This window comes from Ancylobacter sonchi (assembly GCF_018390695.1).
Taxonomy (GTDB): Bacteria; Pseudomonadota; Alphaproteobacteria; order Rhizobiales; family Xanthobacteraceae; genus Ancylobacter; species Ancylobacter sonchi.
Window position 1 is genome coordinate 707,132 of sequence record NZ_JAHBGF010000020.1, and the last position, 26,974, is coordinate 734,105.

25 protein-coding genes and 1 pseudogene are annotated in these 26,974 nt (G+C 66.2%); 15 read left to right on the forward strand and 11 right to left on the reverse strand.

Annotated features, from left to right (window positions below; genetic code table 11):
* Positions 1–119: 119 nt before the first annotated feature.
* A pseudogene (locus KHC28_RS13895) lies at positions 120–265 on the forward strand (transposase); the annotation flags it as partial.
* A gap of 93 nt (positions 266–358) precedes the next feature.
* The gene (aroE, locus tag KHC28_RS13900; protein WP_246564827.1) at positions 359–1,165 is read left to right on the forward strand and encodes a shikimate dehydrogenase; all 807 of its coding nucleotides are present in this window, start codon (positions 359–361) and stop codon (positions 1,163–1,165) included.
* Positions 1,166–1,358: 193 nt separating this feature from the next.
* Here aroE and KHC28_RS13905 read toward each other — a convergent pair whose 3' ends face one another.
* From KHC28_RS13905 to KHC28_RS13920, 4 genes are all read right to left on the reverse strand, one after another.
* Entirely contained in the window at positions 1,359–1,586 is a 228-nt protein-coding gene (locus KHC28_RS13905) for a DUF1127 domain-containing protein (RefSeq protein ID WP_312893187.1), read from the reverse strand.
* 293 nt (positions 1,587–1,879) lie between these two features.
* The gene (locus KHC28_RS13910; protein ID WP_246564752.1) at positions 1,880–2,674 is read right to left on the reverse strand and encodes an ATP-binding cassette domain-containing protein; all 795 of its coding nucleotides are present in this window, start codon (positions 2,672–2,674) and stop codon (positions 1,880–1,882) included.
* A 32-nt stretch (positions 2,675–2,706) separates the two neighbouring features.
* Positions 2,707–3,759, reverse strand: a complete 1,053-nt coding sequence (locus KHC28_RS13915) for an ABC transporter permease (RefSeq protein ID WP_214008926.1) — start codon at positions 3,757–3,759, stop codon at positions 2,707–2,709.
* A gap of 208 nt (positions 3,760–3,967) precedes the next feature.
* A complete protein-coding gene (locus KHC28_RS13920) occupies positions 3,968–5,017 on the reverse strand; it encodes a sugar ABC transporter substrate-binding protein (protein WP_214008927.1) in 1,050 nt (349 codons plus the stop codon).
* Between the two features lie 216 nt (positions 5,018–5,233).
* On the opposite strand from KHC28_RS13920, the gene KHC28_RS13925 reads away from it, so the two are divergent.
* From KHC28_RS13925 to KHC28_RS13935, 3 genes are read left to right on the forward strand one after another with little or no spacing between them, the layout of a single operon-like run.
* Entirely contained in the window at positions 5,234–6,475 is a 1,242-nt protein-coding gene (locus KHC28_RS13925; RefSeq protein WP_214008928.1) for an ROK family transcriptional regulator, read from the forward strand.
* A gap of 3 nt (positions 6,476–6,478) precedes the next feature.
* Positions 6,479–6,922, forward strand: a complete 444-nt coding sequence (locus KHC28_RS13930) for an RbsD/FucU family protein (RefSeq protein WP_214008929.1) — start codon at positions 6,479–6,481, stop codon at positions 6,920–6,922.
* Positions 6,919–7,911: a PfkB family carbohydrate kinase gene (locus tag KHC28_RS13935; protein WP_214008930.1), complete on the forward strand. Its 993-nt coding sequence runs from the start codon at positions 6,919–6,921 to the stop codon at positions 7,909–7,911. Before KHC28_RS13930 ends, KHC28_RS13935 begins: the two co-directional genes overlap by 4 nt.
* Before the next feature lie 190 nt (positions 7,912–8,101).
* Here the strand turns inward: KHC28_RS13935 and KHC28_RS13940 are convergent, their stop codons facing one another.
* The 3 genes from KHC28_RS13940 to KHC28_RS13950 form a co-directional block, all read right to left on the reverse strand.
* Entirely contained in the window at positions 8,102–9,361 is a 1,260-nt protein-coding gene (locus KHC28_RS13940; RefSeq protein WP_214008931.1) for an AGE family epimerase/isomerase, read from the reverse strand.
* Between the two features lie 512 nt (positions 9,362–9,873).
* On the reverse strand, positions 9,874–10,302 hold the full coding sequence (locus tag KHC28_RS13945; RefSeq protein ID WP_214008932.1) for a thioesterase family protein: 429 nt from the start codon (positions 10,300–10,302) through the stop codon (positions 9,874–9,876).
* A gap of 40 nt (positions 10,303–10,342) precedes the next feature.
* Positions 10,343–11,266: a LysR substrate-binding domain-containing protein gene (locus KHC28_RS13950; RefSeq protein WP_214008933.1), complete on the reverse strand. Its 924-nt coding sequence runs from the start codon at positions 11,264–11,266 to the stop codon at positions 10,343–10,345.
* Positions 11,267–11,484: 218 nt separating this feature from the next.
* Here KHC28_RS13950 and KHC28_RS13955 point away from each other — a divergent pair, with 218 nt between their 5' ends.
* The 8 genes from KHC28_RS13955 (at position 11,485) to KHC28_RS13990 (ending at position 19,129) form a co-directional block, all read left to right on the forward strand.
* A complete protein-coding gene (locus tag KHC28_RS13955; RefSeq protein ID WP_246564754.1) occupies positions 11,485–12,651 on the forward strand; it encodes a thiolase C-terminal domain-containing protein in 1,167 nt (388 codons plus the stop codon).
* 9 nt (positions 12,652–12,660) lie between these two features.
* Positions 12,661–13,062 carry a Zn-ribbon domain-containing OB-fold protein gene (locus KHC28_RS13960; protein ID WP_214008934.1) on the forward strand — a complete coding sequence of 134 codons (402 nt, stop codon included), beginning with the start codon at positions 12,661–12,663 and terminating at the stop codon, positions 13,060–13,062.
* Complete coding sequence (locus tag KHC28_RS13965; RefSeq protein ID WP_214008935.1) at positions 13,059–13,511, forward strand: MaoC/PaaZ C-terminal domain-containing protein; 453 nt, start codon at positions 13,059–13,061, stop codon at positions 13,509–13,511. Before KHC28_RS13960 ends, KHC28_RS13965 begins: the two co-directional genes overlap by 4 nt.
* A complete protein-coding gene (locus tag KHC28_RS13970; RefSeq protein WP_246564755.1) occupies positions 13,508–14,263 on the forward strand; it encodes an SDR family oxidoreductase in 756 nt (251 codons plus the stop codon). The genes KHC28_RS13965 and KHC28_RS13970 overlap by 4 nt, the downstream gene beginning before the upstream one ends.
* A 42-nt stretch (positions 14,264–14,305) precedes the next feature.
* Positions 14,306–15,337 carry an ABC transporter substrate-binding protein gene (locus KHC28_RS13975; protein ID WP_214008936.1) on the forward strand — a complete coding sequence of 344 codons (1,032 nt, stop codon included), beginning with the start codon at positions 14,306–14,308 and terminating at the stop codon, positions 15,335–15,337.
* A 127-nt stretch (positions 15,338–15,464) separates the two neighbouring features.
* A complete protein-coding gene (locus KHC28_RS13980; protein WP_214008937.1) occupies positions 15,465–17,219 on the forward strand; it encodes an ABC transporter permease in 1,755 nt (584 codons plus the stop codon).
* Complete coding sequence (locus KHC28_RS13985) at positions 17,216–18,283, forward strand: ABC transporter ATP-binding protein (RefSeq protein ID WP_214008938.1); 1,068 nt, start codon at positions 17,216–17,218, stop codon at positions 18,281–18,283. Before KHC28_RS13980 ends, KHC28_RS13985 begins: the two co-directional genes overlap by 4 nt.
* A gap of 42 nt (positions 18,284–18,325) precedes the next feature.
* Positions 18,326–19,129 carry an enoyl-CoA hydratase gene (locus KHC28_RS13990; protein WP_214008939.1) on the forward strand — a complete coding sequence of 268 codons (804 nt, stop codon included), beginning with the start codon at positions 18,326–18,328 and terminating at the stop codon, positions 19,127–19,129.
* A gap of 97 nt (positions 19,130–19,226) precedes the next feature.
* Here KHC28_RS13990 and KHC28_RS13995 read toward each other — a convergent pair whose 3' ends face one another.
* The gene (locus KHC28_RS13995) at positions 19,227–20,489 is read right to left on the reverse strand and encodes a CaiB/BaiF CoA transferase family protein (protein ID WP_312893189.1); all 1,263 of its coding nucleotides are present in this window, start codon (positions 20,487–20,489) and stop codon (positions 19,227–19,229) included.
* 243 nt (positions 20,490–20,732) lie between these two features.
* On the opposite strand from KHC28_RS13995, the gene KHC28_RS14000 reads away from it, so the two are divergent.
* Positions 20,733–22,253: a malonate--CoA ligase gene (locus tag KHC28_RS14000; RefSeq protein ID WP_214008941.1), complete on the forward strand. Its 1,521-nt coding sequence runs from the start codon at positions 20,733–20,735 to the stop codon at positions 22,251–22,253.
* A gap of 367 nt (positions 22,254–22,620) precedes the next feature.
* Here the strand turns inward: KHC28_RS14000 and KHC28_RS14005 are convergent, their stop codons facing one another.
* The 3 genes from KHC28_RS14005 to KHC28_RS14015 form a co-directional block, all read right to left on the reverse strand.
* Positions 22,621–23,628: a DUF1254 domain-containing protein gene (locus KHC28_RS14005; RefSeq protein ID WP_376772696.1), complete on the reverse strand. Its 1,008-nt coding sequence runs from the start codon at positions 23,626–23,628 to the stop codon at positions 22,621–22,623.
* Between the two features lie 184 nt (positions 23,629–23,812).
* Complete coding sequence (locus KHC28_RS14010; RefSeq protein WP_246564757.1) at positions 23,813–24,664, reverse strand: acid phosphatase; 852 nt, start codon at positions 24,662–24,664, stop codon at positions 23,813–23,815.
* A gap of 23 nt (positions 24,665–24,687) precedes the next feature.
* Positions 24,688–25,485, reverse strand: a complete 798-nt coding sequence (locus tag KHC28_RS14015; RefSeq protein WP_214008943.1) for a hypothetical protein — start codon at positions 25,483–25,485, stop codon at positions 24,688–24,690.
* A gap of 241 nt (positions 25,486–25,726) precedes the next feature.
* Between KHC28_RS14015 and KHC28_RS14020 the strand changes: the two genes are divergently transcribed.
* Positions 25,727–26,728, forward strand: coding sequence for a helix-turn-helix transcriptional regulator (locus tag KHC28_RS14020; RefSeq protein ID WP_214008944.1), 1,002 nt, complete (start codon positions 25,727–25,729; stop codon positions 26,726–26,728).
* The last annotated feature ends 246 nt before the right edge of the window (positions 26,729–26,974 follow it).

A 26,974-nucleotide genomic window follows, 5' to 3' on the forward strand; every position in this document is an offset into this window, starting at 1 on the left:
TCATTTCGCACGCAACCAGCTCTCTTGGCCGGCCCCCTGAAAAGTGGTCTTCCGTGAAGTAGGCTTTCGGGCCTTTGGAGGATGGCGCTATGGCGTAGAAGAACCACAGGTCTGACGAGATCGTCTCGAAGCTTCGGCAGGTGGACGCATTGGTGTCACAGGGCGGCCTGTGGCTGAAGCGATCCGGTCGATGGAAGTGACCTCGTTCACCTATTATCGCTGGCGCAAGGAGTTCGGTGGGCTGAAGAGCTACCAGATGAAGCGCCGCGCCGGCTGCCATTCCCTTCGCGTAACCCTTTCCCATCGGAGCTTTGCGATGTCCCACAACTTCCTGCAGCCGCTCACCGGGTCTTTCGCCATGCCGGCGGCGGAGAATCCGACCGTCGCCATGGTGGAGGCGGCCTATCGCCACCATGGGCTCGACTGGCGCTACATCAATTGCGAGGTCGCCCCCGAGGCGCTGGGCGACGCGGTACGTGGCGCGCGGGCGATGGGATGGCGGGGATTCAACTGCTCGATCCCGCACAAGGTGGCGGTGATCGAGCATCTCGACGGACTTGGCGAGTCGGCGCAAATCATCGGCGCGGTGAACACCATCGTGCGTCGGGGAGACGAACTGATCGGCGAGAACACCGACGGCAAGGGCTTCGTGAAGGCGCTTTCCGACGTGGTCGATCCGACCGGCAAGACGGTCGTGCTGTTCGGCGCCGGCGGTGCGGCGCGGGCGGTCGGCGTCGAGCTCGCGCTGGCCGGCGCCGCCCGCATCAGCGTGGTCAATCGGGGCCGCGCGCGGGGCGAAGAGGTGGCGGGACTTCTGAATGCCCGTACCAGAGCCGAGGCCGACTACATCGCCTGGGAGGGGACGTTCAAGGTGCCGGTGGGCACCGACATCGTCATCAACGCCACCTCGATCGGGCTTTTCCCTAAGGTGGAGGAAACGCTCGACCTCGACACGGACACGCTGATGCCGACCATGGTGGTCGCCGACGGCATTCACAACCCGCCGCTGACACGGCTTCTGAAGGCCGCGCAGGCGCGCGGCTGCCGGACGGTGGACGGGCTCGGCATGCTGGTGGGGCAGGGGGTGATCGGTATCAAATACTGGACCGGCATCGATGCCGATCCGGCCGTCATGCGCCAAGCCTTGCTCGACCTCAAGCTGTGACGGGTTGCTTTGGATGGAGGCGACTTTCCCGATCCAACCGTCGAGGCGCCCGAGGACGGGATCACAGGCCAGAGGATGGTCCCAGGTTCAGCCGACCCGAGACCGATCATGGCCGTGGTCAGCGGAAAGCAGCTCTCTAAAGCGCCGCTTCGATACTGCGGGTCGACAGCACCTCTGTCCGCGTAGAACAGCGTCAGCCGGCGTGGACGACGTGCCAGAGCGGCTGCCGGGTAAGCACCGGAGCGGCTTCGACCGCTTTGCCGGCTGCCTGCCGGGCGAAGGCCGGGATGTCGCCGCGGTTGAGGCCGAAATCGGCCAGCTGACGGTCGGTATGGGCCGCAAGCTCGGCCACGACCCGCTTGTAGACGAGGTGCCGAGCGAAGGCTGTCCGCAGGGCGATGCCGATCTGGGCGATCTGCACGATAGGTTCTCCCAATGGTTTATGCTGCATAGCAGCAAGCATCGGGGAACATAGTGTGCGGCGCAGCATCGCAGAAGCGCGAAATGCGCGCCGGAGCCATGCGTTCTGATCGGACGTGGAAAGCCGGAAAAAATCCGCCGACCCGCTTCGGCGCAAGCGGGTCGGCGGCACCACGCGGGTCCGGCGGGAGACGGCCCACGATCTCGGGGGACGGGGAGGTTTCCGGCCCCCGGAGCTGTTTCCGATCGGCTGGAACGGCGGATCGGCGGGAAGCGCCCCGTGTTCGTCCTGTCCTAGGCGGCCAAATCCTCCGCCGGGGCCTTGGCGCCGGTCATGAAGGCCACCGCGTCGGACATGGTGTAGTCCTTCGGGTTGATGACGCAGAGCCGGCGGCCGAGCCGGTGAATGTGGATGCGGTCGGCGATCTCGAACACATGCGGCATGTTGTGGCTGATCAACACGATCGGCAGGCCGCGCGAGCGCACCTCGAGGATCAGCTCGAGCACGCGACGGGATTCCTTGACGCCGAGCGCGGCGGTCGGCTCGTCCATGATGACGACGCGCGAGCCGAAGGCGGCGGCGCGCGCCACCGCCACGCCCTGCCGCTGGCCGCCCGAGAGCGTCTCCACCGTCTGGTTGATGCTCTGCACCGTCATAAGGCCGAGCTCGCTGAGCTTGTCGCGGGCGATCTTCTGCATCGCCGGCCGGTCGAGCATGCGGAACACCGAGCCGAGCATGCCCGGCCGGCGAATCTCGCGGCCGAGGAACATGTTGTCGGCGATCGACAGGCTGGGCGAGAGCGCCAGCGACTGGTGCACCGTCTCGATGCCGGCCCGCTGGGCGTCCATCGGCGAGCCGAACTTCGTCACCTCGCCATCGAGCCGGATCTCGCCCTCGTCGGGGATCAGGGCGCCGGACAGCGCCTTGATAAGCGAGGACTTGCCGGCGCCGTTGTCGCCGATCACCGCCAGGATCTCGCCGGGGTAGAGATCGAAATCGGCGCGGTCCATGGCAGTGACCCGGCCGTAACGCTTCACCAGACCACGGGCGGAGAGGACGGGGGTGATGGGGGCAGCGGGCTTGGACATGGTCTTCAGCTCCGTGAGAACCGTGTTCGTGATCATGCCGACACCTTGCGGATCCACTGGTCGAGCGCGACCGCGACGATGATGAGGATGCCGACGGTGAACTCCTGCCAGAGTACGTCGACGCCGGAGAGTGCGAGGCCGTTGCGGAACACGCCGACGATGAGCGCGCCGATCAGCGTACCGATGATCGAGCCGCGTCCGCCGAACAGGCTGGCGCCGCCGATCACCACCGCGGTGATGCTGTCGAGATTGGCGGTCTGGCCGGCCTGCGGGCTCACCGAGCCGATGCGCCCGATCAGCGCCCAGGCACCGAGCGCGCAGATGACGCCCGCGGCGACATAGACGGTGAACAGCACCTTGCGGGTGCGGATGCCGGAGAGCTCGGCCGCCGCCGGATCGTCGCCCACCGCGTAGAGATGCCGGCCAAAGGCGGTACGGTTCAGCACGTACCAAACCAGCGCGATCAGCCCCAGCAGGAAGAAGGAGCCATAGGTGAAGCGGGCGCCGAACACGTCCACCGGCGTGCCGAGGAACTGAAGGAACGGCGCCGCCTTGGCGACGTCCTGCGAGCGGATGGTCTCGGAGGCCGAGTACCAGAGGTTCAGCGCGAAGAAGATAGACCAGGTGCCGAGGGTGACGATGAAGGGCGGCAGCCTCAGTCGCGTCACCAGCACGCCGTTGATCGCGCCGCAGCCGCCGCCGACCATGATGCCCATCATGAAGGCGAGCGGCGCCGGCACGCCAAGCGTCACCGCCAGCTTGCCCATCACTACCGAGCACAGCACCATGATGGCGCCGACCGACAGATCGATGCCGGCGGTGATGACGATCAGCGTCTGGGCGATGCCGATGATGCCGATGATCGTCACCTGCTGGATGATCAGCGACAGGTTGAAGGACGACAGGAAGCGGCCGCCCACGATCAGGCTGAAGCCGATGATGCCGAGCACCAGCACGATGGCCGGCACCGCGGTCGGGTTGGCGTGCAGGAAATGCTGCACGCGCTGAAGCGGCGATTTTGGCGCGACGTCGAACTCGGCAACACGGCTGTCGCGCTTTTCGAGCACCTGCTCGAAAGCCTGCATTGCCGGGTGACCCGAAGGGTTCGCTCCGGAACTGCTCACATCGGTCATCGCCATACCCTCCCGCAGACCGGCTTCGCGCTGGCGACGCACGGGGCCGGGAGAGGCTCCCGGCAGGAGCCTCTCTGTTGATTCACATGGACGATCCGTGCCGCCGGGGCGGCACCATGTCAGACCATCCGCGCCGCCCGGGGGACGGCGCGGAGAGCGATCAGCCCCAGCACTTCTTCAGCGCTTCCGAGGACGGGATCGACTTGATGCCGGGCACCGGCTTGTCGGTGACCAGCTCGACGCCGGTGTTCACGAAGTCGAGGCCGGGGGTAGCCTGCGGCTTGGCGCCGGTATCGGCAAAGGCCTTCACCGCCTCGATGCCCTTGGACGCCATCAGCAGCGGGAACTGCATGGAGGTGGCGCCGATGACGCCGTCGGCGACGTTACGCACGCCCGGGCAGCCGCCGTCGACCGAGACGATCAGCACATCCTTGTCGCGGCCGACCGACTTCAGCGCCTCATAGGCGCCGGCCGCCGCCGGTTCGTTGATCGTGTAGACCACCGAAACCTCGGGGTCCTTCTGGAGCAGGTTCTCCATCGCCTTGCGGCCGCCCTCCTCGTTGCCGAGGGTGGTGTCGTGGCCGACGATGCGCTTGTCCTTCTCGTCGCCGATCACCGCCGGATTGGCGAGATCGATGCCGAAGCCCTTCATGAAGCCCTGGTCGCGGGAGACGTCGACCGAGACCTGGTTCACGCTCAGGTCGAGCAGCGCGACCTTGGCAGAGCCGGCCTTCTCGCCCAGCGCCTTGGCCGCCCATTGCCCGATCATCTCGCCGGCGAGGAAATTGTCGGTGGCGAAGGTGGCGTCGGCGGCGTTCGGCGGGTCGAGCTGCGTATCGAGGGCGATGACCAGGATGCCGGCGGCGCGGGCCTTCTCGATGGAGGGCACGATGGCGCGCGAGTCGCTCGGCGTGATCAGGATGCCCTTGGCACCGGCGGCGATGAGGTTCTCCACCGCGGCGACTTGCGAGTCGTTGTCGCCGTCGACCTTGCCGGCGAAGGAGCGCAGTTCCATGCCGAGTTCGTCGGCCTTGGCCTGCGCGCCCTCCTTCATCTTCACGAAGAAGGGGTTGGTGTTGGTCTTGGTGATGATGCCGACGATCGGCTTGTCGGCCGCGGCGGCGAGCCCGGCGCCCGCAAGCGTGGCACTGGCGAGCGCGACGGCGGAAACAGCCGAGAAAACAAGGTGATGCCGGAACGAGCGGCGCATGCTTCCCTCCCTTGGGGCGATGTGAAATCGCGCGGGTTTGCCCCGCGACGTGCTCTTTGACGCTTTCATGAAGCCGCAGGGTCGAACCTCTGTCAATAAATAAATCACTCAGATTTAATAATTGACAGGCCCGACTTGCCTGCCTCATCCTTTCGACGATAGACCTGCCCAACGAAGCGGCGGCGCGAGAACAAGACGGTGAGGAGCACAGGGAGCATGGAGGAGACGGCGTCCTTTCCGATTCCGGACGAGTCCGCGCCGCTCTCCCCCGCTGGCCGCGGCACCAACCCGACCGGCGTGCGGCTCTACAATGAGCGGGTCATCCTCTCGTTGATCCGCCGGCATCGGGCACTCGGCAAGGTCGATATCGCCCGCCTGACCGGGCTCTCGACCCAGACCACCACCGTGATCATGAACCGGCTGCATGCGGATGGCCTGCTGACGGCCGGCGAGCGCCAGCGCGGGCGTATCGGCCAGCCCTCGGTGCCGTTTTCGCTGAATCCGGACGGTGCCTTCGGCCTTGGGCTGATGATCGGCCGGCGCTCCTCCGATCTGGTGCTGATGGACTTCACCGCCGGCATCCGCGCCCGCGCCCGCCTCACCTATGCCTATCCGCTGCCGCAGGCGCTGATGGATTTCGCGGAACGGGAGATCCCCCGGCTGACCGCCGTGCTCACCGAGGAACAGCGCGCCCGCGTCACCGGCATCGGCGTCGCCATGCCCTTCGAGCTGTGGAACTGGGAAGCCGACCTCGAAACGCCGCCCGGCGCGCTTGCCAGCTGGCGGACCTTCGACGTCACGCGGGAGCTGGGGCGGCTGTTCCCGGACTGGCCGGTGCGCATGTGCAACGACGCCACCTCCGCCTGCGCCGCCGAGCTGACCTTCGGCCGCGGGGCGGCGTTCCACGACTTCGCCTATCTCTATATCGGCACCTTCATCGGCGGCGGCATCGTGCTGAATGGCAGCCTGTTCCCCGGCCGCTCGGGCAATGCCGGCGCGCTCGGCTCGATGCCGATCCTGCGGCGCGAGGCGGACGGCACGGCCAGCCTGCAACAGCTCATCCGCACCGCATCCATCTACCGGCTGGAGCGACGGCTGATCGCCCGAGGCCTTCCCGGCACCGACATCTGGCTGTCGCCGGACGACTGGTCGAAATTTGCCGAACCGCTGGAAGACTGGATCGACGAGGCGGCTGACGGCCTGGCGCAGGCCATCGCCGCCATGCTGTCGGTGATCGATTTCGAGGCGATCGTCATCGACGGCGCCTTTCCCACCGATGTGCGGACCCGTCTTGTCGAGCGGACCCGCCAGCGGCTCGCCGCCATAGATCGACAGGGCCTTACCGACGCCGTGGTGGTGGAGGGCTCGGTCGGGCGCGACGCCCGTGCCATCGGCGGCGCCGCGCTGCCGCTGCTCGCCACCTTCGCGCGCGATTTCGACGTTCTTTTCAAGGAATAGGCCATGCTCAAGGGCATCGATCCGCTCATCGGCCCCGACCTGCTCAGGACATTGCGGGCCATGGGGCATGGCGACGAAATCGCCATCGTCGACGCCAACTACCCGGCCGACGCCCATGCTCGGCGCCTCGTCCGCATGGACGGACATTCCGCCCCGGCGATCCTCGACGCGGTGCTGTCGCTGATGCCGCTCGACGCGGCGGTCGAGCATGCCGCCTTCCGCCCGTGCGCCCATGGCGACTGCGGGCGGCTGGAGGAGGTGTTCGTCGAGTTCACGCGGATCATCGATCGGCGCGAGCCCGGCTTCCAGCTGGTGCCGATCTCGGGCGAGCCGTTCTACGACCGCATCCGCGCCGCCTATGCCATCGTCGCCTCGGGCGAGCGACGGCTCTACGGCAACATCATCCTGCGCAAGGGCGTCATCCGGCCGGAGGAGGCCACGGCATGATACTGGTCTGCGGAGAGGCGCTCATCGACCTGTTCGTCGGCCCGCCGGAGGGCACCGAGATGCCGGCCCGCGCGGTTGCCGGCGGCTCGCCCTTCAACGTCGCCATCGGCCTTGCGCGGCAGGGCGCGCGCGCCGCCTTTCTCGGCGGCATCTCGCGCGACCGCTTCGGCACGCTGCTCTCCGACATTCTCGAGCGCGAAGGGGTCGATACGCGTTTCATCGTGCGCACCGACCGGCTGTCGACCCTTTCGGCCATCGCTACCGCCCCGGACGGGCAGCCGAGCTATTCCTTCCACGGCGAGGCGGCGGCCGACCGTTCGCTGGCGCCGGAGGACCTGCCGCCGCAGCTGCCGGACCAGGTGCGTGCGCTCATCTTCGGCTCCTACACCATGGTGGTGGAACCGGTGGGCTCGGCCTATGCGCTGCTGGCAGCGCGCGAGAAGGGGCGCCGGGTGATCAGCGTCGACCCGAATGTGCGCCCGACCGTGGTGCGCGACATGAAGCGCTGGGGCGTCGCTGCCGAGCGCTTCTATCGCTGCGCCACCATCGTCAAGGCGAGCGACGAGGATGTGCGCACCGCACTGGGCGAGGACACCTCGCTTGCCGATGCGGCGGCCTACTGGCTGGGCCTCGGCGCCCGGCTGGTGGTGATCACTCGCGGTGCCGCCGGGGCGGTTGCCTTCAGCGCCGCCGGCACCGTGAGCGTGCCTGGCCGCGAGGTGAGCGTGCGCGACACGGTGGGCGCCGGCGACACGTTCCACGCCGCATTGCTCGCCCGTCTCGCAGCCACTGACCGGCTCGACGAAGCCGCCATCGCCGCGCTGGGTGCCGAGGCGATCGGCGACCTCCTCGCCTATGCGACAGCCGCGGCGGCGGTGACGATCACCCGCCGTGGCGCCGACCTGCCTCGCCGCGCCGATATCGAGGCGGTGCTGAGCGGGCCGGCCGCCTTGCCTGGCACGGTCGCTACGGCCTTGTGCGACATCTGAACCGGCGGCTCCTGATGATGTCCGCGACTGCGGATGTTGTTTCGCTTGTGGTGGTCGAGGCAGTCTGAAGCCTTTGGGGCTCCGGCGGCGCGCCACCAGGTACGAAGGCTCGCGAGTTCGGGCCTGATCCGAGGCCGGTGGCGCCGGTCCACTTCATGCCGGCGCCCCGCGTGCATCCCCCGCAATCGTCTCAGATCATGCCGTTCGCCTTGGCGATCACCTTCGTCAAGCTTCCGGTTGCCGGGAAGAGGGGGATGAGGCAGGCCTGCAGGGCGTGATAGATGTCGCCCTTGCCTGGGAACAGGGTGTGCGAGGGCACGAGGTCTTCCGTCAGTTCCTCATGCCAGCCGCCGTTCTTGTGATCGATGAAGACGCGCTCGATCAGGTCCCAGATCTTGCGGTAGTATTCCTCGTGGAAGTCGCTGGGGAGATGCTCGTTCAGGAAGTGCGCCGCCCCCGCGCCTTCGCAGGCGGGCCACCACAGCTTGTTGCGCTTGTCGGGCCTGTCGTTCCAGTCGAGCGTATAGAAGAACCCGCCCTTCTCTCCATCCCAACCAAGCACGACGGATTGCGAGAACAGGTTCTGGGCCGCAATCGGCATCCAGTCGTGTTTTCGGCCGCCAAGAACCCAAAGCTGGAGAATGAGGCGGGCCCATTCCAGCCAGTGGCCGGGGGTGGTTCCGGCGGGGCGGAACATCTCGTTCGGATGATAGTAATGCGTGTCGAGATCCCAGTTGGCACTGAAATGCTCGGCCACGCGCCAGCCGGCGCGACCGGCGATGCGACGGATGATCAGGTCGGCAATGCTTTCGGCCTTGGCGAGATAGCTTCGGTCGCCGGTCGCCTCGAAGGCGGCCATCAACGCCTCCGTCAAATGCATGTTGGAGTTCTGGCCACGGTAATCGTCGCGGCCGAGCGCCTGCCAGTCGGCGGCAAATTCCTCGGCGATGGCGTTGTGCTTGTCCTCCCAGAACCTGGCGTTCAGGACCTCCGTAATGTCGGCAAGCATGGCGTCGGCGAGCGGGTGGCCTATGGTCTTCGCAGATGAGGCCGCAAGCAGAACGAAGGCATGACCATAGCCCTGCTTGCTTGTGTCAACAGGACCATTGTCGTCGAGCGACCAGAAATAACCACCGTTTCTGGTGTCGCGATGATGGTTCCAAATATACTGCATGCCGTGATCGACCACGGCTGACGCACCCGGGCGGCCCAGCAGGGTGCCGATGGCGAAGCAATGCACGGCGCGCGCGGCAATATGAATGGGGCGAACCTGGCCGACGGCATTGAGAGGCCGGCCGATGTCGTCAAGATCGTAGAAGCCGCCTTTTGGGTTGATCGAATTGTGCTGGAAGAACTCGAACAGGCCATTCGCCTGTGCGAGCAGCCAATCACGGTGATAGGCGCGCCCCGTCCATTTCTGGAGAGAAGGAGATTGCGTTTCGTTTGTCATGGGATCCAGAAATGAGATCTTGGAGAGGCTGCGTATTATTACTGAATTGCGGCCGTATCGACGAATGGACTGCGTCCGATAAGCGTGGAGGCTGGGGTGCCCCACGCCACGCATTTTCCATCAGCGAGCCAATTGCGCCAGAACAGTAGCGCGAATGTCACCGTTTCGCACGAGGCGCCTGAACGGTGACCCTAAACTTCCTCAAGATTTAGGTAGGGTCCGTCGAGTTCTGAGGGCGCCCTGCATTTGGCCCAGCAGGAGCTGGAAAATCCGGGGTTAGGGTTCATGTCGACGGCGGCCTCGAAGAGCCATTCATGAGCGCAATCGGCGGCGCGTTGCCGATCGCGCTATGTGGACGTTCTGGCACCTACCGGAGATCCGGTTTCGGTGACGCTGCCAATGCCCTCTTATGGCGCGAACGGGATAGTGCGCTCGAACGGATGCCTACAGAATTGTGCCCGGAGTGGTCACTGCGCGTTGCCGAGTTTGGCTGAAACGACGACCGGCGCTCCTCAGCTCCGGTACGGTACGAGAATGTCGTCGAGATGCGCCGGGAACGGAGCTGCTTTTCGCGTCGCCAGGCTGACATTGATGGCGAGCTGCTCGAGGGTCGCCGCCAGATAGTCCTGCTCTGTGTGGCGCATCTCGAGGCTCGTCCAGAGCCGTTTGGCGTCGGCTTTCACAATGCGCAGGCGGATCTCCAGAGGAGCGCCTGCCGTCACTTCCCGGCGATACGCAATCCTGGCGTCGACCGTGAACAGCCCGAAGCCATGCGCCTGGGTATAGGCCGCGCCGAGGCCGTAGGCCGACAGCATGTCGTGGCAAGCGTCGTCGAAGATCTTGACGTAGTAGGCCATGTTCATATGGCCGTAGAGATCGACCCAGGCCGGATCCACGCTCGTGTGGCGGATATCGCGTTTAATCGGGACAGCTTTGCTCATGACATGATTCTAGAGACCGCTATCTTCCGTGACGAGCAGCTTATGCGGACGCCTCTGGTGCATGGCGGGCTCCGGTCACCGGCGCGGCCACGAACTCCTCCAGCCATCGGCGCAGCGCGGCGATGGCTGGATCGTTCCATCGGCGCGCGGGGGTGATGAAGTAATAGGCCCCGAGCCTCACCGACGTCGGGATCACCTCCACCAGCTCGCCTTCCGCCAGCATCTCGCCGGCCATGAGGTCGCTGACCAGAGCGACGCCCTGGCCGAGCCGCGCGGCTTCGACGGCGAGGTGGCCGTGCCACAGTTTGGGTCCCTTCAGCGGGGGGATATCGACGACGCCGGCATGCTCCAGCCAGTTTTCCCACTGCCGGGTCGACCGCTCGTGGATGAGCGGCAGGCCCACAAGGTCGACCACGTCGTCCAGCGGGCCGTGCGCGGCCTGAAAACCGGGGCTCGCGACGGCGAGAATGCGCGGGCGGAAGAAGATCTCGCCCCTCAGCTCATCCGGGAAGTTCGGGTTCTCCAGGTAGTTGATCTCGGCATCGACGTCGCCCTGGGAAAAATTCGGCCGCGAGGAGATCGGCTGCAGGATGATTTCGCGCCCCCCGATGAACTGCTCGATCTCCGGCAGCCGCGCTAGCAGGCGGCGAGAGGCAAGGCCGGCCATGCAGCAGATGTGCAGTGCGTCGCTGCTGCCACCCCACAGCTCGCCGGTGGCGCTGGCGATCAGATCGAGCGCGTGCGTGGTCTGCGCGGCGTAGCGCTTGCCTTCGCGCGTCAGCATCAGGCCTCGGCCGGATTTCTGGACCAGCTTGATGCCGATGGACAGTTCGAGGTTCTGGATGTGCCGGGAGACGACGGTGTGCGAGACCGCGAGTTCGTCGGCGGCGGAGCGGACGGAGCCGACCCGCCCGAATGTCTCAAATGCACGTAACGCCAGAAGCGGAGGCAGACGGCGACGCATGGAAAACTCCATTCGCAGGGGTACGCGAGCGAGCCGCGCGATAGGAGGCCCGGCCAGGCGGCACCCGAGTAGAAACGCTCTCCCACCTCCTGCGGTCAAGCGTTCCCCGGTGCATTTTTCGCACCGGTAGAGATGTTTCTAACTGCTTGTTGGTGCTCTGAAAGCACCTAGGCTCAACACACCTAGACTTCAGGGGCTAGGCAGGCAGGAGCAGCGTCGTGAGCGCCATTTCCAGAGCAGCGTCGATCGTCGGCGCCTACGAGTCGCCGCGCCGCCAGGCGCCGCGGCTGCATCCCTTCGCGCTCCAGATGGAGTGCGTCATGGGAGCGCTGGCCGATGCTGGCATCACGCTCTCCGAGGTCGACGGCCTGTGCGTCGCGGCCGGCGACTGGGCGGAAGGCGGGGGCGTGAGCAGCCTGACCGAGTTCGCCGAGTATGCCGGCATCACGCCCACCTATTTCGACAGCACCGATGTCGGCGGCTGCTCCTATATCGTTCACGCCGGACACGCGGCGGCGGCCATCGCGGCGGGGCTCGCCGAGGTCGTGGTCATCAGCTACGCGTCGTGTCCGCGCTGGTGGCCGCTCGCGACCCCGTCCTTCGATCCGTTCGTGCTTCCGGCGGGGCCGGGCCAGTTCGAGATTCCCTACGGGCCGACCCTGATCTCTGCCTATGCGATGTATGCGCAGCGCCACATGGCGCTGTACGGCACGACATCGGAGCAACTGGCGAAGGTCGCGGTGACCTTCCGCCAGCATGCGGCGGGCAATCCCGACGCCCGCTTCCGGGCGCCGATCACCGTCGACGACGTGCTGGCGTCGGCGCCGATCGCCTCGCCGTTGCGCAAGCTCGACTGTTGCGTGGTGACGGATGGCGGTGGCGCGATCGTCATGACCAGCCGCGAGCGGGCGCGCGACTGCCGGAAGCGGCCGGTGCATCTCGCCGGCTTCGGCAGCGCGGCGGCGCGTACCCAGCTCAGCCAGATCTCGCCGGACATCGCGACGCCGGCCGCCATCTCCGGCCCCCGCGCCTTCGCCATGGCAGGGGTCGACCGCGACACCATCGACGTGGCGCAAATCTATGACGCCTTCACCATCACGCCCATGCTGGCGCTTGAGGACCTCGGCTTCTGCCCGAAGGGCGAGAGCGGCGGCTTCGTGGATGACGGCCATCTCACCCTTGGCGGTCGGCTGCCGACCAATACCGACGGGGGCGGCCTGTCGTCCAACCATCCCGGCAAGCGCGGCATCTTCACCCTGATCGAGGGCGTGCGGCAGCTGCGCGGCGAGGGGCCGGGCATCCAGGTGCCGGATGCCGAGGTGGCGCTCGTGCATGGGCTGGGCGGGACGTTCTGTGCCGCTGCCACCGCCATCCTCACCGTCTAGGAGTGCCCGATGAGCGCGCCGAGCCTGCCCGTCACCGATCTGGTCTCCGACCCCTTCTGGGAAGGTGCTCGCGCCGGGAAACTGATGATCCAGCGCTGTCCGGTCACCGGTCGTCATCAATGGTACCCGCGCGCCCATTCCCTCCACGCCTCCGGGGCCGTGCCGGATTGGGTCGAGGCGAGCGGCCGCGGCACCGTGTTTTCCTTCTCCACCATCCATCGCGGCGGACAGGGCGACGCGCCCTATGTCTGCGCGCTCGTCATGCTGGAGGAAGACGTGCTGATGCTGACGCGGCTGGAAGGCATCGCCGCCGACGCCATCCGCGTCGGCATGCCGGTCGAGGTCGCCTTCGGCGCGATTGCCGGCTCGCCGGTGCTGCCGCTGTTCCGCCCAGTGGAGGCGCGGGCATGACGATTCCTTTTTCCGCCATCGAAGCCGGCCAGAGCTTCGTCTCGGCGCGGGTGACGGTGACCGAGACGCATATCGTGCTGTTCGCCGGGCTGACCGGCGACTTCAACCCGCTGCACATGGATGCCGAGTTCACGGCCGGCAGCGACTTCGGGCGGCGGATCGCCCACGGCATGCTTGGCCATGCCCTGAGCACCGGGCTGCGCTCGCCGATCGACGATTGGGCCATCGAGGCGTTCCTCGAGACGCGGCGCCGTTTCGTCGCGCCGGTCTTCGCCGGCGACACGGTGCACTACCAGGCCACGGTGCTCGAAGCGCGCCCGAGCCGGTCGCGGGAGGGGGCCGGCATTGTGCGGATCGGCATGTCGCTCAGGAACCAGCAAGGGGTCGTGGTGCAGGAGGGCGAGGACGTCCTGCTGGTCGGGGGCGGTGTCGAAGGAGAACTGGCATGAGCATGCAGCGCCTCGCAGGGCACACCGCCTTCGTCACCGGCGGGGCGGGCGGTATCGGCAGCGCGATCTGCGAGCGGCTCGCCTCCGAGGGCGCCCGCGTGATCGTTGCCGATCTGGTGCTCGAGCAGGCCGAGGCCTGTGCCGAACGTCTCGCCAGCCAGGGATATGCCGTCCATGCCGCCGCCCTCGACGTCGCGGACCGAGAGAGCTGGCAGCAATCCGTCGCCGCGCTGCCTACCGGCTTCCGCGAGGTCGACATCATGGCCAATGTCGCGGGCATCGTGCGCGACCGCTCGCTGCCGAAGATGACCGATCGCGAATGGAGCGAGGTGATCGACGTCAGCCTGCGCGGCACCTGGCTCGGCTGCCAGACCGCCTTCGAGCTCATCGGCAAGCGCGGCTGGGGGCGGATCATCAATACCGCCTCGACGGCGATGTTCGGTTCCTTCGGCCAGTCGAACTATTCCGCCGCCAAGGCCGGGATCGCCGGCCTCACCCATGCGGTGGCGCTGGAAGGCGCGCGCCGGGGCATCCTCGTCAACGCCATCGCGCCGGGGATCGTGGAAACCGCCATCCTGAAGGACGTTCCTGCGACGCTGCGCGAGAGCTGGATCGCGAAGATGCCGCTCGGCCGAACCGCGCGCCCATCCGAGATCGCCTCGGTGGCGGCGTTCCTGGCATCCGACGACGCGAGCTACGTCACCGGCCAGGTGATCGTCGTCGATGGCGGCGCCACCACCGGTGACTACTGACCCGTGGCGGGCAATCTATCAAAACAAAGAGGGGACCGACCGATGACAATGCTGAACCGACGACATGTCCTGATGGCGGGTGCCGCCGGACTGGTCGCCACCGCGTGGCGGATTTCGCCGGCAAGCGCCGCCGACGACGTGCTCTATGCCGCCGCGAAGAAAGAAGGCGCCCTCAACCTTTATTGGGGCTCCTACGAGCAGAAGACGATCGAGGACATCCGCGACGCCTTCAAGGCCAAGTATCCCGGCATCGAGGTCAACCTGCTGCGGCAGGCGTCGCAGACCGTCTACACGCGCCTGCGGCTGGAAATCCAGAACGATGCCGTCCAGTGCGATTCGCTCGGCACGACCAACCTGCTCCACTACCAGGAGCTCAAGAAGATCAACGCCATCCAGGCTTTCGAGCCCAGCAACGCCGGAATGCTGCCCGCGGCGTTCCGCACACTCGATCCCGACAACACCTATCATGTCGGCGCCATCAGCCTGACCACCATCAACCAGTCGTCCAAGGTCACCGAGCCTCCCAAGTCGTGGCAGGCGCTGCTCGATGCGCCCTGGGCCGGCAAGATCACCACCGGCAGCCCCGCCTATTCCGGCGACGTCGCCAGCTGGGTGGTGGCCATTCGCAAGAAGTACGGCGACGACTACCTCAAGGCGTTCGCCAAGCAGAAGCCGAAGGTCGGCCAGTCGAATGTCGACACCGTCACCGACATCCTGTCCGGCGAGCGCACGGTGGGTTCCGGGGCGCCGTTCAGCTACTCGCTCGCCCAGAAGGTCGCCGGCAATCCGATCGACGTCACCATCCCGGAGGATGACGCGATCCTGAATCTCGGCCTGACCGCCGTGCCGACGAAAGCACCGCACCCCAATGCCGGCAAGCTGTTCACCGACTTCCTCTACTCGGTCGAGGTGTCGCAGATCCTGTCGAGGAACTTCTGGCCGACACTGCGCACCGACGTGCCCTGGGCCGAGGGGCGAACGCTGGAATCGGTCAAGTGGTATCGCAATCCGGTCGACAATCTCGCCGCCGAAGTCGCGGAAGGGATTGCGAAGTGGAAGGAATATATCGTCTGACACGATAGCCCGGTCATCCGCGCGCCGGTTGACCGGGCCGCCGCAGCCGTTGCGACCACCGCGCGAGGGAGGCGGCGGGCTCCGGAATTGGGCCGCCCCTGCGGCGCGAGAACCTGAAAGCACATTCATGGTCCCTCAATCCCCGTCCAAGGCGGCCGGCGCCGCAGCCCTCGGCTACTGGCGCCATCACGCGGTGCGCGGGCTGGTCTTCGTCGCGCTGCTGGCCGTCCTGGCCCTGCTTGTCGTCCACCCGCTGGGCTGGATCGTCTTCAACAGCCTGCACGATGACGACACCGGCCGGTGGACGCTGAACAATTACGGCCAGATCCTGCGCTCGGCGTCGCTGATCGCCCCCCTGCTGAACTCGCTGCTGCTCGCGACGGCGGTCGCGGTTCTTTCCACCCTGATCGGCGTCCCCCTGGCCTGGCTGGTGGCCCGCACCGACCTGCCCGGTCGCGGGCTCATCCGGGTGCTCACTTTGGCGGCCTTCGTCACGCCGTCCTTCATCGGCGCTCTCGGATGGATCCTGCTCGCGGCGCCGAATTCCGGCTGGCTGAATGTCGGCTGGCGCTGGATCACCGGCGCGGAGAATGCGCTGCTCGACATCTACACCATGGCCGGCACGGTGTTCGTCTGCGCCATCTACACCGTGCCCTATACTTTCACGATGGTATCGAGCGCGCTGGAGGAGATGCCGGTCGAGCTTGAGGACGCCGCCACCACGCTCGGCTCGGGCCTGCTCAGGACCATGCGCTCGGTGACGATCCCGCTGGTGATGCCGGCCGTGCTGGTCAGCTTCATCCTGTCCTTCATCCAGGGTATGACCCTGTTCGGCGTGCCGGCCTTCCTGCTCACGCCGGGCGGCACCCTGGTGGTGACCACCAAGCTTGCCGAGTTCTACCAGCTGTTCCCGCCGGCGCTGTTCCTCTCGGCGGCCTATTGCATGCCGCTGATCGCCATCACCGGTGCGCTGTTCTACGCACGCCGCCGCATTCTCGGGCGCCGGCAGTTCACCACGATCGGCGGCAAGGGCCGGGCCGGCCGTCGCATCCGGCTCGGCGGCTGGCGGGTACCCGCGCTGGCCTTCGCTCTGATCGTGCCGATGACGGCGGTGATCCTGCCCTACATCGCCATCGTGCTGGTGTCGCTCAGCCGGGCATGGGGACGCGGCCCGGTCCCGTCGAACCTCACCTTCCACTGGTATCGCTGGGCCATCATCGAGAATGGCGAGACCCAGCGGGCGATCGTCAACAGCCTGCTCTATGCCGGGCTGGCCGCCAGCTTCTGCATGCTGATCGGCATCCTCGTCGCCTACATCGTCGAGCGCCGGCTGGTGCGGGGCGCGAGCCTGATCGCCGCTCTGGTGACGATCCCGATCATCATTCCCGGCATTGTCCTGTCGGTCGGGTTCTTCTCCGCCTACACCCGCCCGCCGCTGAACTTCTACGGAACGGCGACCATTATCATCGCGGCCTTCGTCGCCACTTTCCTGCCCATCGCCTATTCGCAGGCCGGCTCGATCCTCAAGGGCATCAGCCCCGATCTCGAACGTGCCGCCCGCAGCGTGGGGGCGAGCGAGGGCCGGACCTTCGCGTCCATTACGGTGCCGCTCATGCGCGGCGGCCTAGTGGCCGGCTGGCTGCTGGTGTTCATCCCCATCATGCGGGAACTGTCGGTCGCGATCTTCCTCGTCTCCCCGAAGACCAATGTGATGACGACCCTGATCTACAACTACAAGGACGGCGGCAATTACGAGGCCGTCTGCGCGGCCAGCACGCTTCTCCTGTTCGGTACCTTGCTGGTCGTCCTCCTCGCGCGTGTCGTCGCCGAGGGGACGGCGAAGCGCCGGCGTAACGCGACGAGCCTCGGAGCCGCGACATGAGCGATATCGACATCCGCCAGCTTTCAAAGTCCTACGGCGCCTACCACGCGCTCCGGTCGATCGACCTGCGGATACCGAATGGCACGCTGCTCGCGCTCCTCGGCCCGTCGGGTTGCGGCAAGTCGACGACGCTGCAACTGCTGGCCGGCTTCGACACCCCGACCGGCGGCGAGATCCGGGCCGATGGCGAAGTGCTCTCCAGCCCCCAGCGCGTCATTCCGCCCGAGCGCCGCGGAATCTCGCTCGTGTTCCAGAACTACGCGGTCTGGCCGCACAAGACGGTGGCCGAGAACGTCGCGTTCGGGCTGCAACTGCGCAAGCTCCCGCGCGCCGAACTCGATGCACGTCTTGCCCGGGCGCTCGACACAGTGCGCCTCGGGGCGCTGGGCGACCGCTACCCCTTCGAGCTCTCGGGCGGCCAGCAGCAGCGCGTGGCGCTCGCCCGGGCGCTCGCCGTCGAGCCGCGCATCCTGTTGCTGGATGAACCGCTGTCGAACCTCGACGCGCATCTGCGCGAGGAGATGCGCTTCGAGATCCGGCGGGTCCATGACGAACTCGGCATCACCACGGTCTACGTGACCCACGATCAGGGTGAGGCACTGGTAACGGCCGACCAGGTTGCGGTCATGAAGGGCGGCATCGTCCAGCAGCTCGGCACGCCCGAGCAGATATTCGAGCAGCCTGCGAACGCTTTCGTCGCCTCCTTCATCGGCAGCAATAACGAGATCGCCGGCACGATCGGCGGGCCCGGCAGCTTCCTGCTGGGCGCACAACCCATTGCCGGCGTGGAACGCGCCTCCGGCACCACCGGCCAGCAGGCGGTGCTGTGCATCCGTCCCTCGCGCGTCGAACTGTGCGATGCCCGCGCCACCGGTAACGTGCTCGACGGTGTGGTGAAGCGCTCCGCTTATCTCGGAGAGTATCGCGACGTGCTGATCGAGATCGGCGAGGCCGGCACGCTGCGCGCCTTCGTGGCGCCCGATCGGCGCCCGCAGCCTGGCGAGCGGGTGCGGGTGCGTCTGCCGCCCGAGCACTGCCAGATCTTTCCGGCGCCGCGGGACTAGCCGGGCACCGACACGACTTCCAGCCCTATACGGAATCTCTTCATGACCTCTCGGGAACACGACGACGCACCGCTGCTGAGGAAACGCCGGGGAGCGGTCGAGTGGCTGATCTTCCACCGGCCGCGGGTCCGTAACGCGATGTCGCCGGCGATGGAGGAAGCCCTCCTCACGGCGGTCGATGCCATCGCGGCCGACGACACGGTCAAGGCGGTCGTCTTCACCGGCGCGCGCGGCGACAAGCCGGCCTTCATGGCGGGCGCCGACATGGGAGCGCTGTCGGGTGCCACCGACCCGGTGGCGGCGGTGGCGCTGGAGCGCGAGGCTGAGCGGCTGATCGTCGCCATCGAGCAGCTTCGCATACCCACCGTAGCCGCGATGGCCGGGGCGTGTGTCGGGCAGGGGGCTCTTCTCACCTCTGCCTGCGACGTCCGCATCGCCGCCCCCTCGCTGCGCTTCGGGTTCCCCATTGCGCGCACGGTGGGCAATTGCCTGAGCCTGACCAATTATGCCCGGCTCATCGCGATGATGGGCGAGGCGACGACCAAGGAGATGATCTTCAGCGCCCGGCTGCTCGGCGCCGACGACCTGATGGCCGCCCGCTCGATCCGGGCGGTGGTCGGCGACGACGAGATCGAGGAACGGGCGCAGGAAGTGGCGGAAGCGCTGACGAAGCTCGCACCGCTCACCCTGTGGGCAACGCGCCAGGCGCTGCTGAGGCTGCGCGACCATGCGGTGCCGGCGAATGCCGACGACGATCTTCTCGCGGCCTGCTACGGCTCGCGAGACATGCAGGAGGCGATTGCCGCCTTCCTCGCCAAGCGCGAGCCCAACTGGTTGGGACGCTGATCGTCCGGCCGGCCCCAGCCCCGCCCAGCCCCACATTGATGATCGATAACGCACCCGCCGCCCGATCCTTGACCGGGCGGCGGGTGTCGTCTGGTGTTCAGATGACCGCTTCGGCGCGCAGATCCGCGATCTGCTCGGGAGAGAAGCCGAGATCGCCGAGAATCGCCGCGCTGTGCTCGCCGAGTTCCGGCGGCGCCGTCTCCGGCGGCAGGGGCGTGTGCGGCATCTTGATCGGCACCGAAACGAAGTGGTGCCCGGAGCCCTCCGGCACCTCCGCGACCATGGCGCGGGAGATCACCTGAGGATCTTCCAGCGCTTCCGGGACGGAGTTGATGGCGCTCGCCGGGACATCGGCGCGATCCAGGAGTTCCAGCCATTCCGTCCGGCCCCGCGCAAGGAAAACGCCGGCGAGGATCGGTTCGAGCGCAGCATGGTTCGCCGCCCGCGCCGAGCCGTCGGGGAAGCGGGCGTCGGACAACAGCTCGGGCCGTTCGATTGCCGCGCACAGGCGTTCCCACTGCTCGTTGGTGTCGACGCAGACCGCGATCGGCTCGTCGGCGGTGCGGAAGGCCTGGAACGGCGCGATGAGCGGGTGCCGGCTGCCGAGACGCCGCGGGGTCTCGCCGGCGTTGAGCCAGCGCGCGATAGCGTTCTCCATGAGCGCGAGCTGGCAATCGAGCATGGCGACGTCGACGAAGGTTCCCCGCCCGGTCCGCTCGCGCTGCTGGAGGGCGGACAGCACGCCGATCGTCGCGAAAAGGCTGGAGCCGATGTCACCGATCGAGGTGCCGACGCGCGCCGGCGGGCCGGTCTCCTCGCCGGTGATGCTCATCATGCCGGAAAGCGCCTGCGCGATGGCATCGAATGCCGGCTTGTGGCGATAGGGGCCGGTCTGGCCGAAGCCGGAGATCGAGGCATAAATGAGCCTGGGATTGAGTGCGGCGACCGCATCATATCCGAAGCCGAGCCGGTCCATGGCTCCGGCACGGTTATTCTCGACGAAGACGTCGGCGCCTTGCAGAAGCTTTTCCAGGATCTGCTTGCCGCGGGGGTTCTTTAGGTCCAGCGCGAGGCTCCGCTTGTTGCGGTTCACGCTCATGAAGTAGATGCTCTTCTGGTCGCGAAACGGTGCGATGATACGCGTGAAGTCCCCGGCCCCCCGACGCTCTATCTTGATCACGTCGGCACCGAGCGCCCCGAGCAGCCACGTGCAATAGGGGCCGGCGAGCATGTGCGTGGCATCGATGACCCGGATGCCGGAAAGAGGGCCGGAGGACGCCTCGCCCGGGCGTGAGGAATTGTCAGCGTTCATCGTGCATCGGCTCCTGCGGATCGGAACAGCCGCATCCGGTCGCGGCATGGGATCGAGGGACTGTCTCGAAATGCGCCCGCACGAACAATCAGCTATTTCAGGCCTATTTCGTGCTCTGAATGCACCAATGTCACCTGACCGGCATGGCGCTTCCACTCGAACAGGAAGGTTGATCGACGGTTTCCCGGATCGACGACATGTGCATCGTCAGCACCAATGGCTGCGATAAAACTGATCGTGCGGTGGCGCGGGCACGGCTAGTTTGCCGCCACCTGCTTCGGAACGCTTGCCATGCCCAATCATTTCATCGACCTCGTGCGCGCACATGCGCCGGATGCCGCGCGGACCTTCCTGGAAACGCCGGAGGGACGCGTCGTCTCCTATGGCGAGCTCGACCGCCGCTCGGCGCAATACGCCAATGCACTGGCCGCACGCGGGGTCGCTCCCGGCGACCGGGTGGCGCTGCAGGTCGAAAAAAGCGTCGAGGCGGTGTTCGCCTTTCTCGGCACGCTACGGGCGGGAGCGGTGTTCCTGCCGCTAAACACCGCCTATACGGCCCCCGAGATCGACTATTTCCTCGGCGATGCCGAAGCGACGGTCTTCGTGTGCGATCCCGCCCGGCTCGGCGAATTGTCGGCGGTCGCCTCGGCCCGCAAGGTTCCGCACGTGCTCACCCTGGACAGGGAAGGCGCGGGCACGCTGGCGCAGGTGGCGGACCGAGCGGCCACGGACTTCCGTGATGCCGCGCGAGGCGAGGACGACCTCGCGGCGCTCCTGTACACCTCGGGTACCACCGGCCGCTCCAAGGGAGCCATGCTCACCCATGGCAATCTCGCCTCGAACGCGCTGGCCCTTGTCGAGAGCTGGCGTTTCACGTCGGACGACGTGCTGATCCACGCACTGCCGATCTTCCACACGCATGGCCTGTTCGTCGCCATCAATCTGACGCTGCTCGCTGGCTCGTCGATGATCTTCCTGCCCAGGTTCGACCCGGATCAGGTCCTGCCGCTGATGGCACGGGCGACGGTGATGATGGGCGTGCCGACCTTCTATGCCCGGCTTCTCAGGCAGCCGAACCTGTCGTCGGCGGCGACCGCGCATATGCGGCTGTTCATTTCCGGATCGGCGCCGTTGCTCGCCGACACGCATCGCGAGTGGGAGGCGCGGACGGACCACGCTATTCTCGAACGCTACGGCATGACCGAGACGGGCATGAACACCTCGAACCCCTATGAGGGGGAGCGGATTGCCGGAACGGTGGGGTTTCCCTTGCCCGGCATCCGGGTGCGCGTCGTCGATCCGCAAAGCGGGGCGGGGCTCCAGTCCGGCGAGATCGGCATGATCGAGGTGAAGGGCCCGAACGTGTTCGCCGGCTATTGGCGGATGCCCGAGAAGACCGCCTCCGAGTTGCACGACGGCTGGTTCGTTACCGGCGATCTCGGCTTGGTCGACGCCCGCGGCTATGTGCAGATCGTCGGGCGCGGCAAGGACCTCGTGATCACCGGCGGCTACAATGTCTATCCCAAGGAGATCGAGAGCGAGATCGATGCGTTGCCGGGCGTGGTCGAAAGCGCGGTGATCGGCCTGCCGCACGCCGATTTCGGCGAGGCCGTCACCGCGGTGGTCGTGGCACGCGAAGGTGCCGGCCTCGATGAAAAGGCCGTCCTCGCGGCCCTCAATGGCCGTCTCGCCCGATACAAGCTGCCGAAGCGGGTGCTGTTCCTCGACGATCTGCCGCGCAACACGATGGGCAAGGTGCAGAAAAACCGTCTGAGAGAGACTTACGGCACCCTGTACCGCGACCTCCCATGAGGCCAAGGCGGAACCAAATGTCCGCCTCTGGCGCTAAGGCGCGCGACCATACGCGCGTCTATCGCGAGCTGAGTCCTGATCGCCTCCGGCCTGAGGAGGGCTTCTGAGTTTCATTGATCCGAACCCATGCGTCGGATCACCAGAAGCTGACCTTCGCCACAAGGGCCGGCAGTGTCCGCTTCCCAGTGGAGCGCTAACGACCGGTTTTGGCGCTGGGGCGACATATTTTCATGCTCGGCGAGGGCTTTTATGCTTCTTCTGGCCGGCCTGCTACACGCGCCAGGCAGATGACGGCACGGCGCCCGGGCAGCGGCGGTCTGGTGGAGCCCACCGCTATGCCGGACCCAACGAACCAGGCTGACGCCTTCTACGATGCTGGCTGCGCCTCCGGCATCTTCCACTCTCCGTTCAGGATCTCGGCTCGAGGGCGGTAGAGCCGAAAGGTGTAATTCCACCCCTTCGTGATCGGCAGGCAATTCACGATTTTCCCGTCGCAGCCACCGAACTGGACGTCGATCGCGCCATCGGCACTCTTCTTGGCGGTGATGCTGTTGACCGAATAGGCGTCGTAATCGTTCTTCCGGAAGAAGCCCTTGTCGTCATAGACACTGATCGACCAGAACGCGTCGACGGGGACCTCTCCCACTCTGAGCTTGTAAGTCGTCTCGCCGTCGTTTTTGGCCGGGGCCACTGAGAGGTAGGAAGCATCCTTATCGGGGTTGCCGCCCCAGCCGGCTGCCGTGCCGATCAAGTGCTTGACCGGATCGACCTCTCCCTTCGCTCCGAACGCATTGGTGAAGCTGCCGGATGCCGCGGACAGAGCTTCGAGCGCGTCGCGGATCTTCTTCTGTTGAGCCAGGTCCCAGTTCGGGGCCTCGAACTTGCCAACCGAGTTCTGCTCCAGCTTCAGTGCATCTTGCAGAGCGTGAACCTGCGCGAGGTCGTTGGTGTCGTTGGGATCGACAAGGATACGGACCGCAACGAACACATAGCGGGTACCGACTTCATCCCCGGTGAGCGTCGTGCGGCCGGGGTCGTAGACCACCATCGGGGTGTAATGGTCTTCGTTGATGACCTGCATCGAGATGAAGCGCTTGCCGGCGTCGGGAAGGGTGATGGTCACCGGGCCGGCATCGAGGTCGAAGAGCGCCTGGGAATAGAGCGTATCCCGGTTCATCCGGACCACAGGCTGCTTGTCGATCGGCGTCGGCGTCCTGTTATGGACGAATTTGCCGAGGCCGCCCGCGTCGACCGTTTTGCTCATATAGAAATCGGTCTCGGCTCGCTTGAAGTTGTCGACGTTGACGGGAACCGTCTGTGAGGACGCCGCGCAGGGTGCGAGAACCAGGAAACTCAGGCTGTAGACCAACTTCATTCGCATTGAGCGGTACCTCATTGGCGTCTTTGATTCATTTGCTTATCGGCGCAAGGCCGATGGGCCCATTCTCGTGCCCGGGCTGATCGCTGGCAAAGGATCGGTAGATGCCCGCGATCCACCAGGGGGCATGTCCGGTTCTGGGCGGCGAACCAATTTCCGGAACAGCAGCGCCTCGGCTCCTTCAGTGCGCGGACAGTGCGGCAGCCTCCGCGGCGCATTCGGAGGACGAGGGCACCGATTTCGCCTTCGCGGCCTTCACTTCCGCTTTGGCGGCTTCGAGGTCGGCGAGGAAAGCCGGGTCGGTTTGCAGCCGCGCGACCGTCGCCGCGCCCATGATCCTCCCAGCATCGACATCGCTCTGCCAATGGGCGTTGCAGATCACGCGGCTCTGACCGAATTCGAGGCCCCGCTTCAGCAGCGCATCCGCGCGCTCGGGATTGATCTGCGCGAAGACGAGGGCCCAGCCCCAGCCGGCCGCCGTGTGCCCGGACGGGTAGGAGCCGTCCTCACGCAGGATCGCCTCCTGATCCGCCCGGCAGGTCGCTTCGTTGTGAACCACGAAGGGGCGCGTCCGGTTGTACTTGTTCTTCACGCCATAGGTGGAAAGGCCGAAATCCGACAGCATCTTCTGCATCATCGCGTAGAGGCGCGGGGTCTGCTCGCTGTCGATGCGAACCCCCATCGCGCAGGAGAAATTGTCGGCCGCCTGTGGAAAGGCGAGATCCGCGTCGGTATGGGCGAGCTTCCAGCGCTCGGTGTCACGCAGGGGGATGGTCGCCTTGCGGGCTTCCTCGTCCCGGGCCAGCGCCGCAGAATCCGCCTCCGGCGGCGGGCCGAGCAGGACGAGGCTGTTCGGCAGGTCGGACCGATTGAGATAGCCCGGCGCGATCTTGAAATGCGGGTCGGTGACCGCGGGCTGCGCTTCATCCGCCTGCGCCGGGACCTGCCCGAAGAGCGCGAACAGCGCAATCAGCGATACATATGCGGCCCGCACGACCGCCCGGATTATCGGCATTCCCATTCCTCTCGGCATGTTTGAACTCATATGGGCCCCGGTCAGAACCGGTATGTCGCCGCGATGGCGGGCCCGTGCTGTGTCACGTCGTACATGAAGCCATCGTCTCGATAGTCGACATGGAGCGCCCGGTAGCCGGCTTTCAGCGTCAGGTTTTCGTTCCAGGCGTAGTTGACGCTGCCCAGCCCCTGCCAGGTCAGGCGCGAGCCGGCGCCGAAACCGCCAATATCGCCCGCCACCGTCAAGCTCCACGGACCGCCGAGCTCCACGCCGAGCCGCGCGCCGACGATCGGGTCGACCCACATCTGCGATTCACCATGATCGATGCGGAGATTGGCGAGCCCGGGCATGATTTCCAGCTTGTTGTTCAGGTTCCACAACCGGACGCCGGCGCCCACATCGAGCGCAAGGACGGCGTCCTCATGGACGCGGTAGAGGACGGAGCCTTGCAGGGTCGTGCTCTGCGAGCGCAGCTTCAGCGCGGAAAAGAACGGACCGGGCAAGGTGGAGCCGCTTGTCACCTGCGAGAACTGCCCGTCGACCAGGAAGCTCCAGCGATCGATGCGCATTTCGGCAGACGCCATGAACGCGCCGTTCAACTCCTTGAGCACGTCGCGGAAGTGCAGGCTGATATCCGCCGCCGGCAGCGGCGGCAGCGTCGCGCTCCGGCCGTCGATCGCCGTCGCCCAGATATAGGTGGTGACGGAAAAGCTCGGAGTGGAGGTGAAGACGGGAGCTGGAGGTTTGGCAGGCACCGGCAGATCGGACGCCCAGGCCGACCCGCAAAGGAAGCTCGCCATCAAACCAATGGCAAGATCGCGCGCCGTTGCGGCTGACATGGCTGTCTGTTCCCTGTCCTGCCCGCCGTACCAGCACCTGCGCGAGCGCTCCGGCTCGCCGCAGCACGCGATCACAGCCCGATCGGCCGGCGAATGTCGTTGTGAGCATTTCGTCCAAGGCTAGGCGGCTGGTCTTGCCATTTCGCGCCAATCACGACGGGCTATTCTCCCCCACCGGCCTCGAACTCCCAGGGATTCGGCCTTATGAAAAGCGTCCACGCGGTGATCGCGACGAGGTCCGATGGCTGATATCCCTTTGACGCGCGGCCAGTTCCTTCTGCCCTTCGTCAGCATCCTCGACGATATCGGCGCCCCGACGGAGACGCTGCTGGAGCGGTCCCGGCTGCCATCGTCTCTGGTTGAGAAGAGCGACCTCTATCTGCCGCTCCTGCCGGCGTTGCGCTTCGTCGAGACGGCCCAGAGAACGCAAGGCATCGCGGATTTCGGTTTTCTCGCCGCGCAGCGCCTGCATTTCTCTCACATGCGGGAGAAGACACGGGCCCTGATCGCGCATTCCCCGACGCTGCTCGTCGCGCTCCGGCATGCCTGCTATTGGGCATCGCGGGAAGACACCATCCTCAGCATGTGGATCGAGCATGACGCCGATCATGTGCGGGTCTGCAGCCGGCTCGCCCGCACCAGCGGACTGCTGCATCTGAAATACGCGCAATGGATCCAGAACATTTTCCCGATCCACATCGTCCGGCAATTCGCGGGGCCCGACTGGATGCCGACCGCGATCGCGTTTGAATCATCTTATGCGCCGAGCCCTGCGACGCGAGCCTGCTGGCCGAATGTGCGGTTTCTGTCGGGCCAGCGTGCCGCCTGGATTAGCCTGCCGATCACGCTGCTCGGCCTCCCCAATCGTTCGACCTCGTCATTCGCGCCGCATCACGATGATGAGGACACTCCTTCCGCCTATGACATCGTCGATCTGCTCAAGCTGATGCTGCCGGCCTATCTCGAAGAGGGAACCACCGCCCTTGCCGATATCTCCGAGATCGCGGGCGTCAGCACGCGGACGCTTCAGCGCAAGCTCGCCCATGTCGGGCTGTCTTATTCGGAGATACTCGACACGGTCAGGTACGAGAATGCGAGCCGGCTGCTTCGCGACACCGATTGCAGGATCATCGACGTTGCCTTTTCCTCCGGCTACGCGGACCCCGCGCACTTCAGCCGCGCTTTCCGTCGCATGACGGGCATGACGCCGCGTCAGTTTCGTGATGAGTCGCGCCTTGGCTAGGCGCAGTGTCCCGTGTCACCACTCGCCCTCCGTTGCCTGTAGGTCGTTCTGGGCTGGCGAAGATTGGGGGAGACCACCCGGTCTATTTCGCCGGATAATGCCGTAAGCTGTTGCTCCAGGCCCGGAAGACGTCGCTCGAAACTCACGGCTTCCCTCCGCAGCGTGGCGATCGTCTGCGTCAGTTCGCTTCGGCGCTCTTCAATCTTGCGAATGTCGGACTGGGCGGCGGCGACAGTTTTGTCGGCA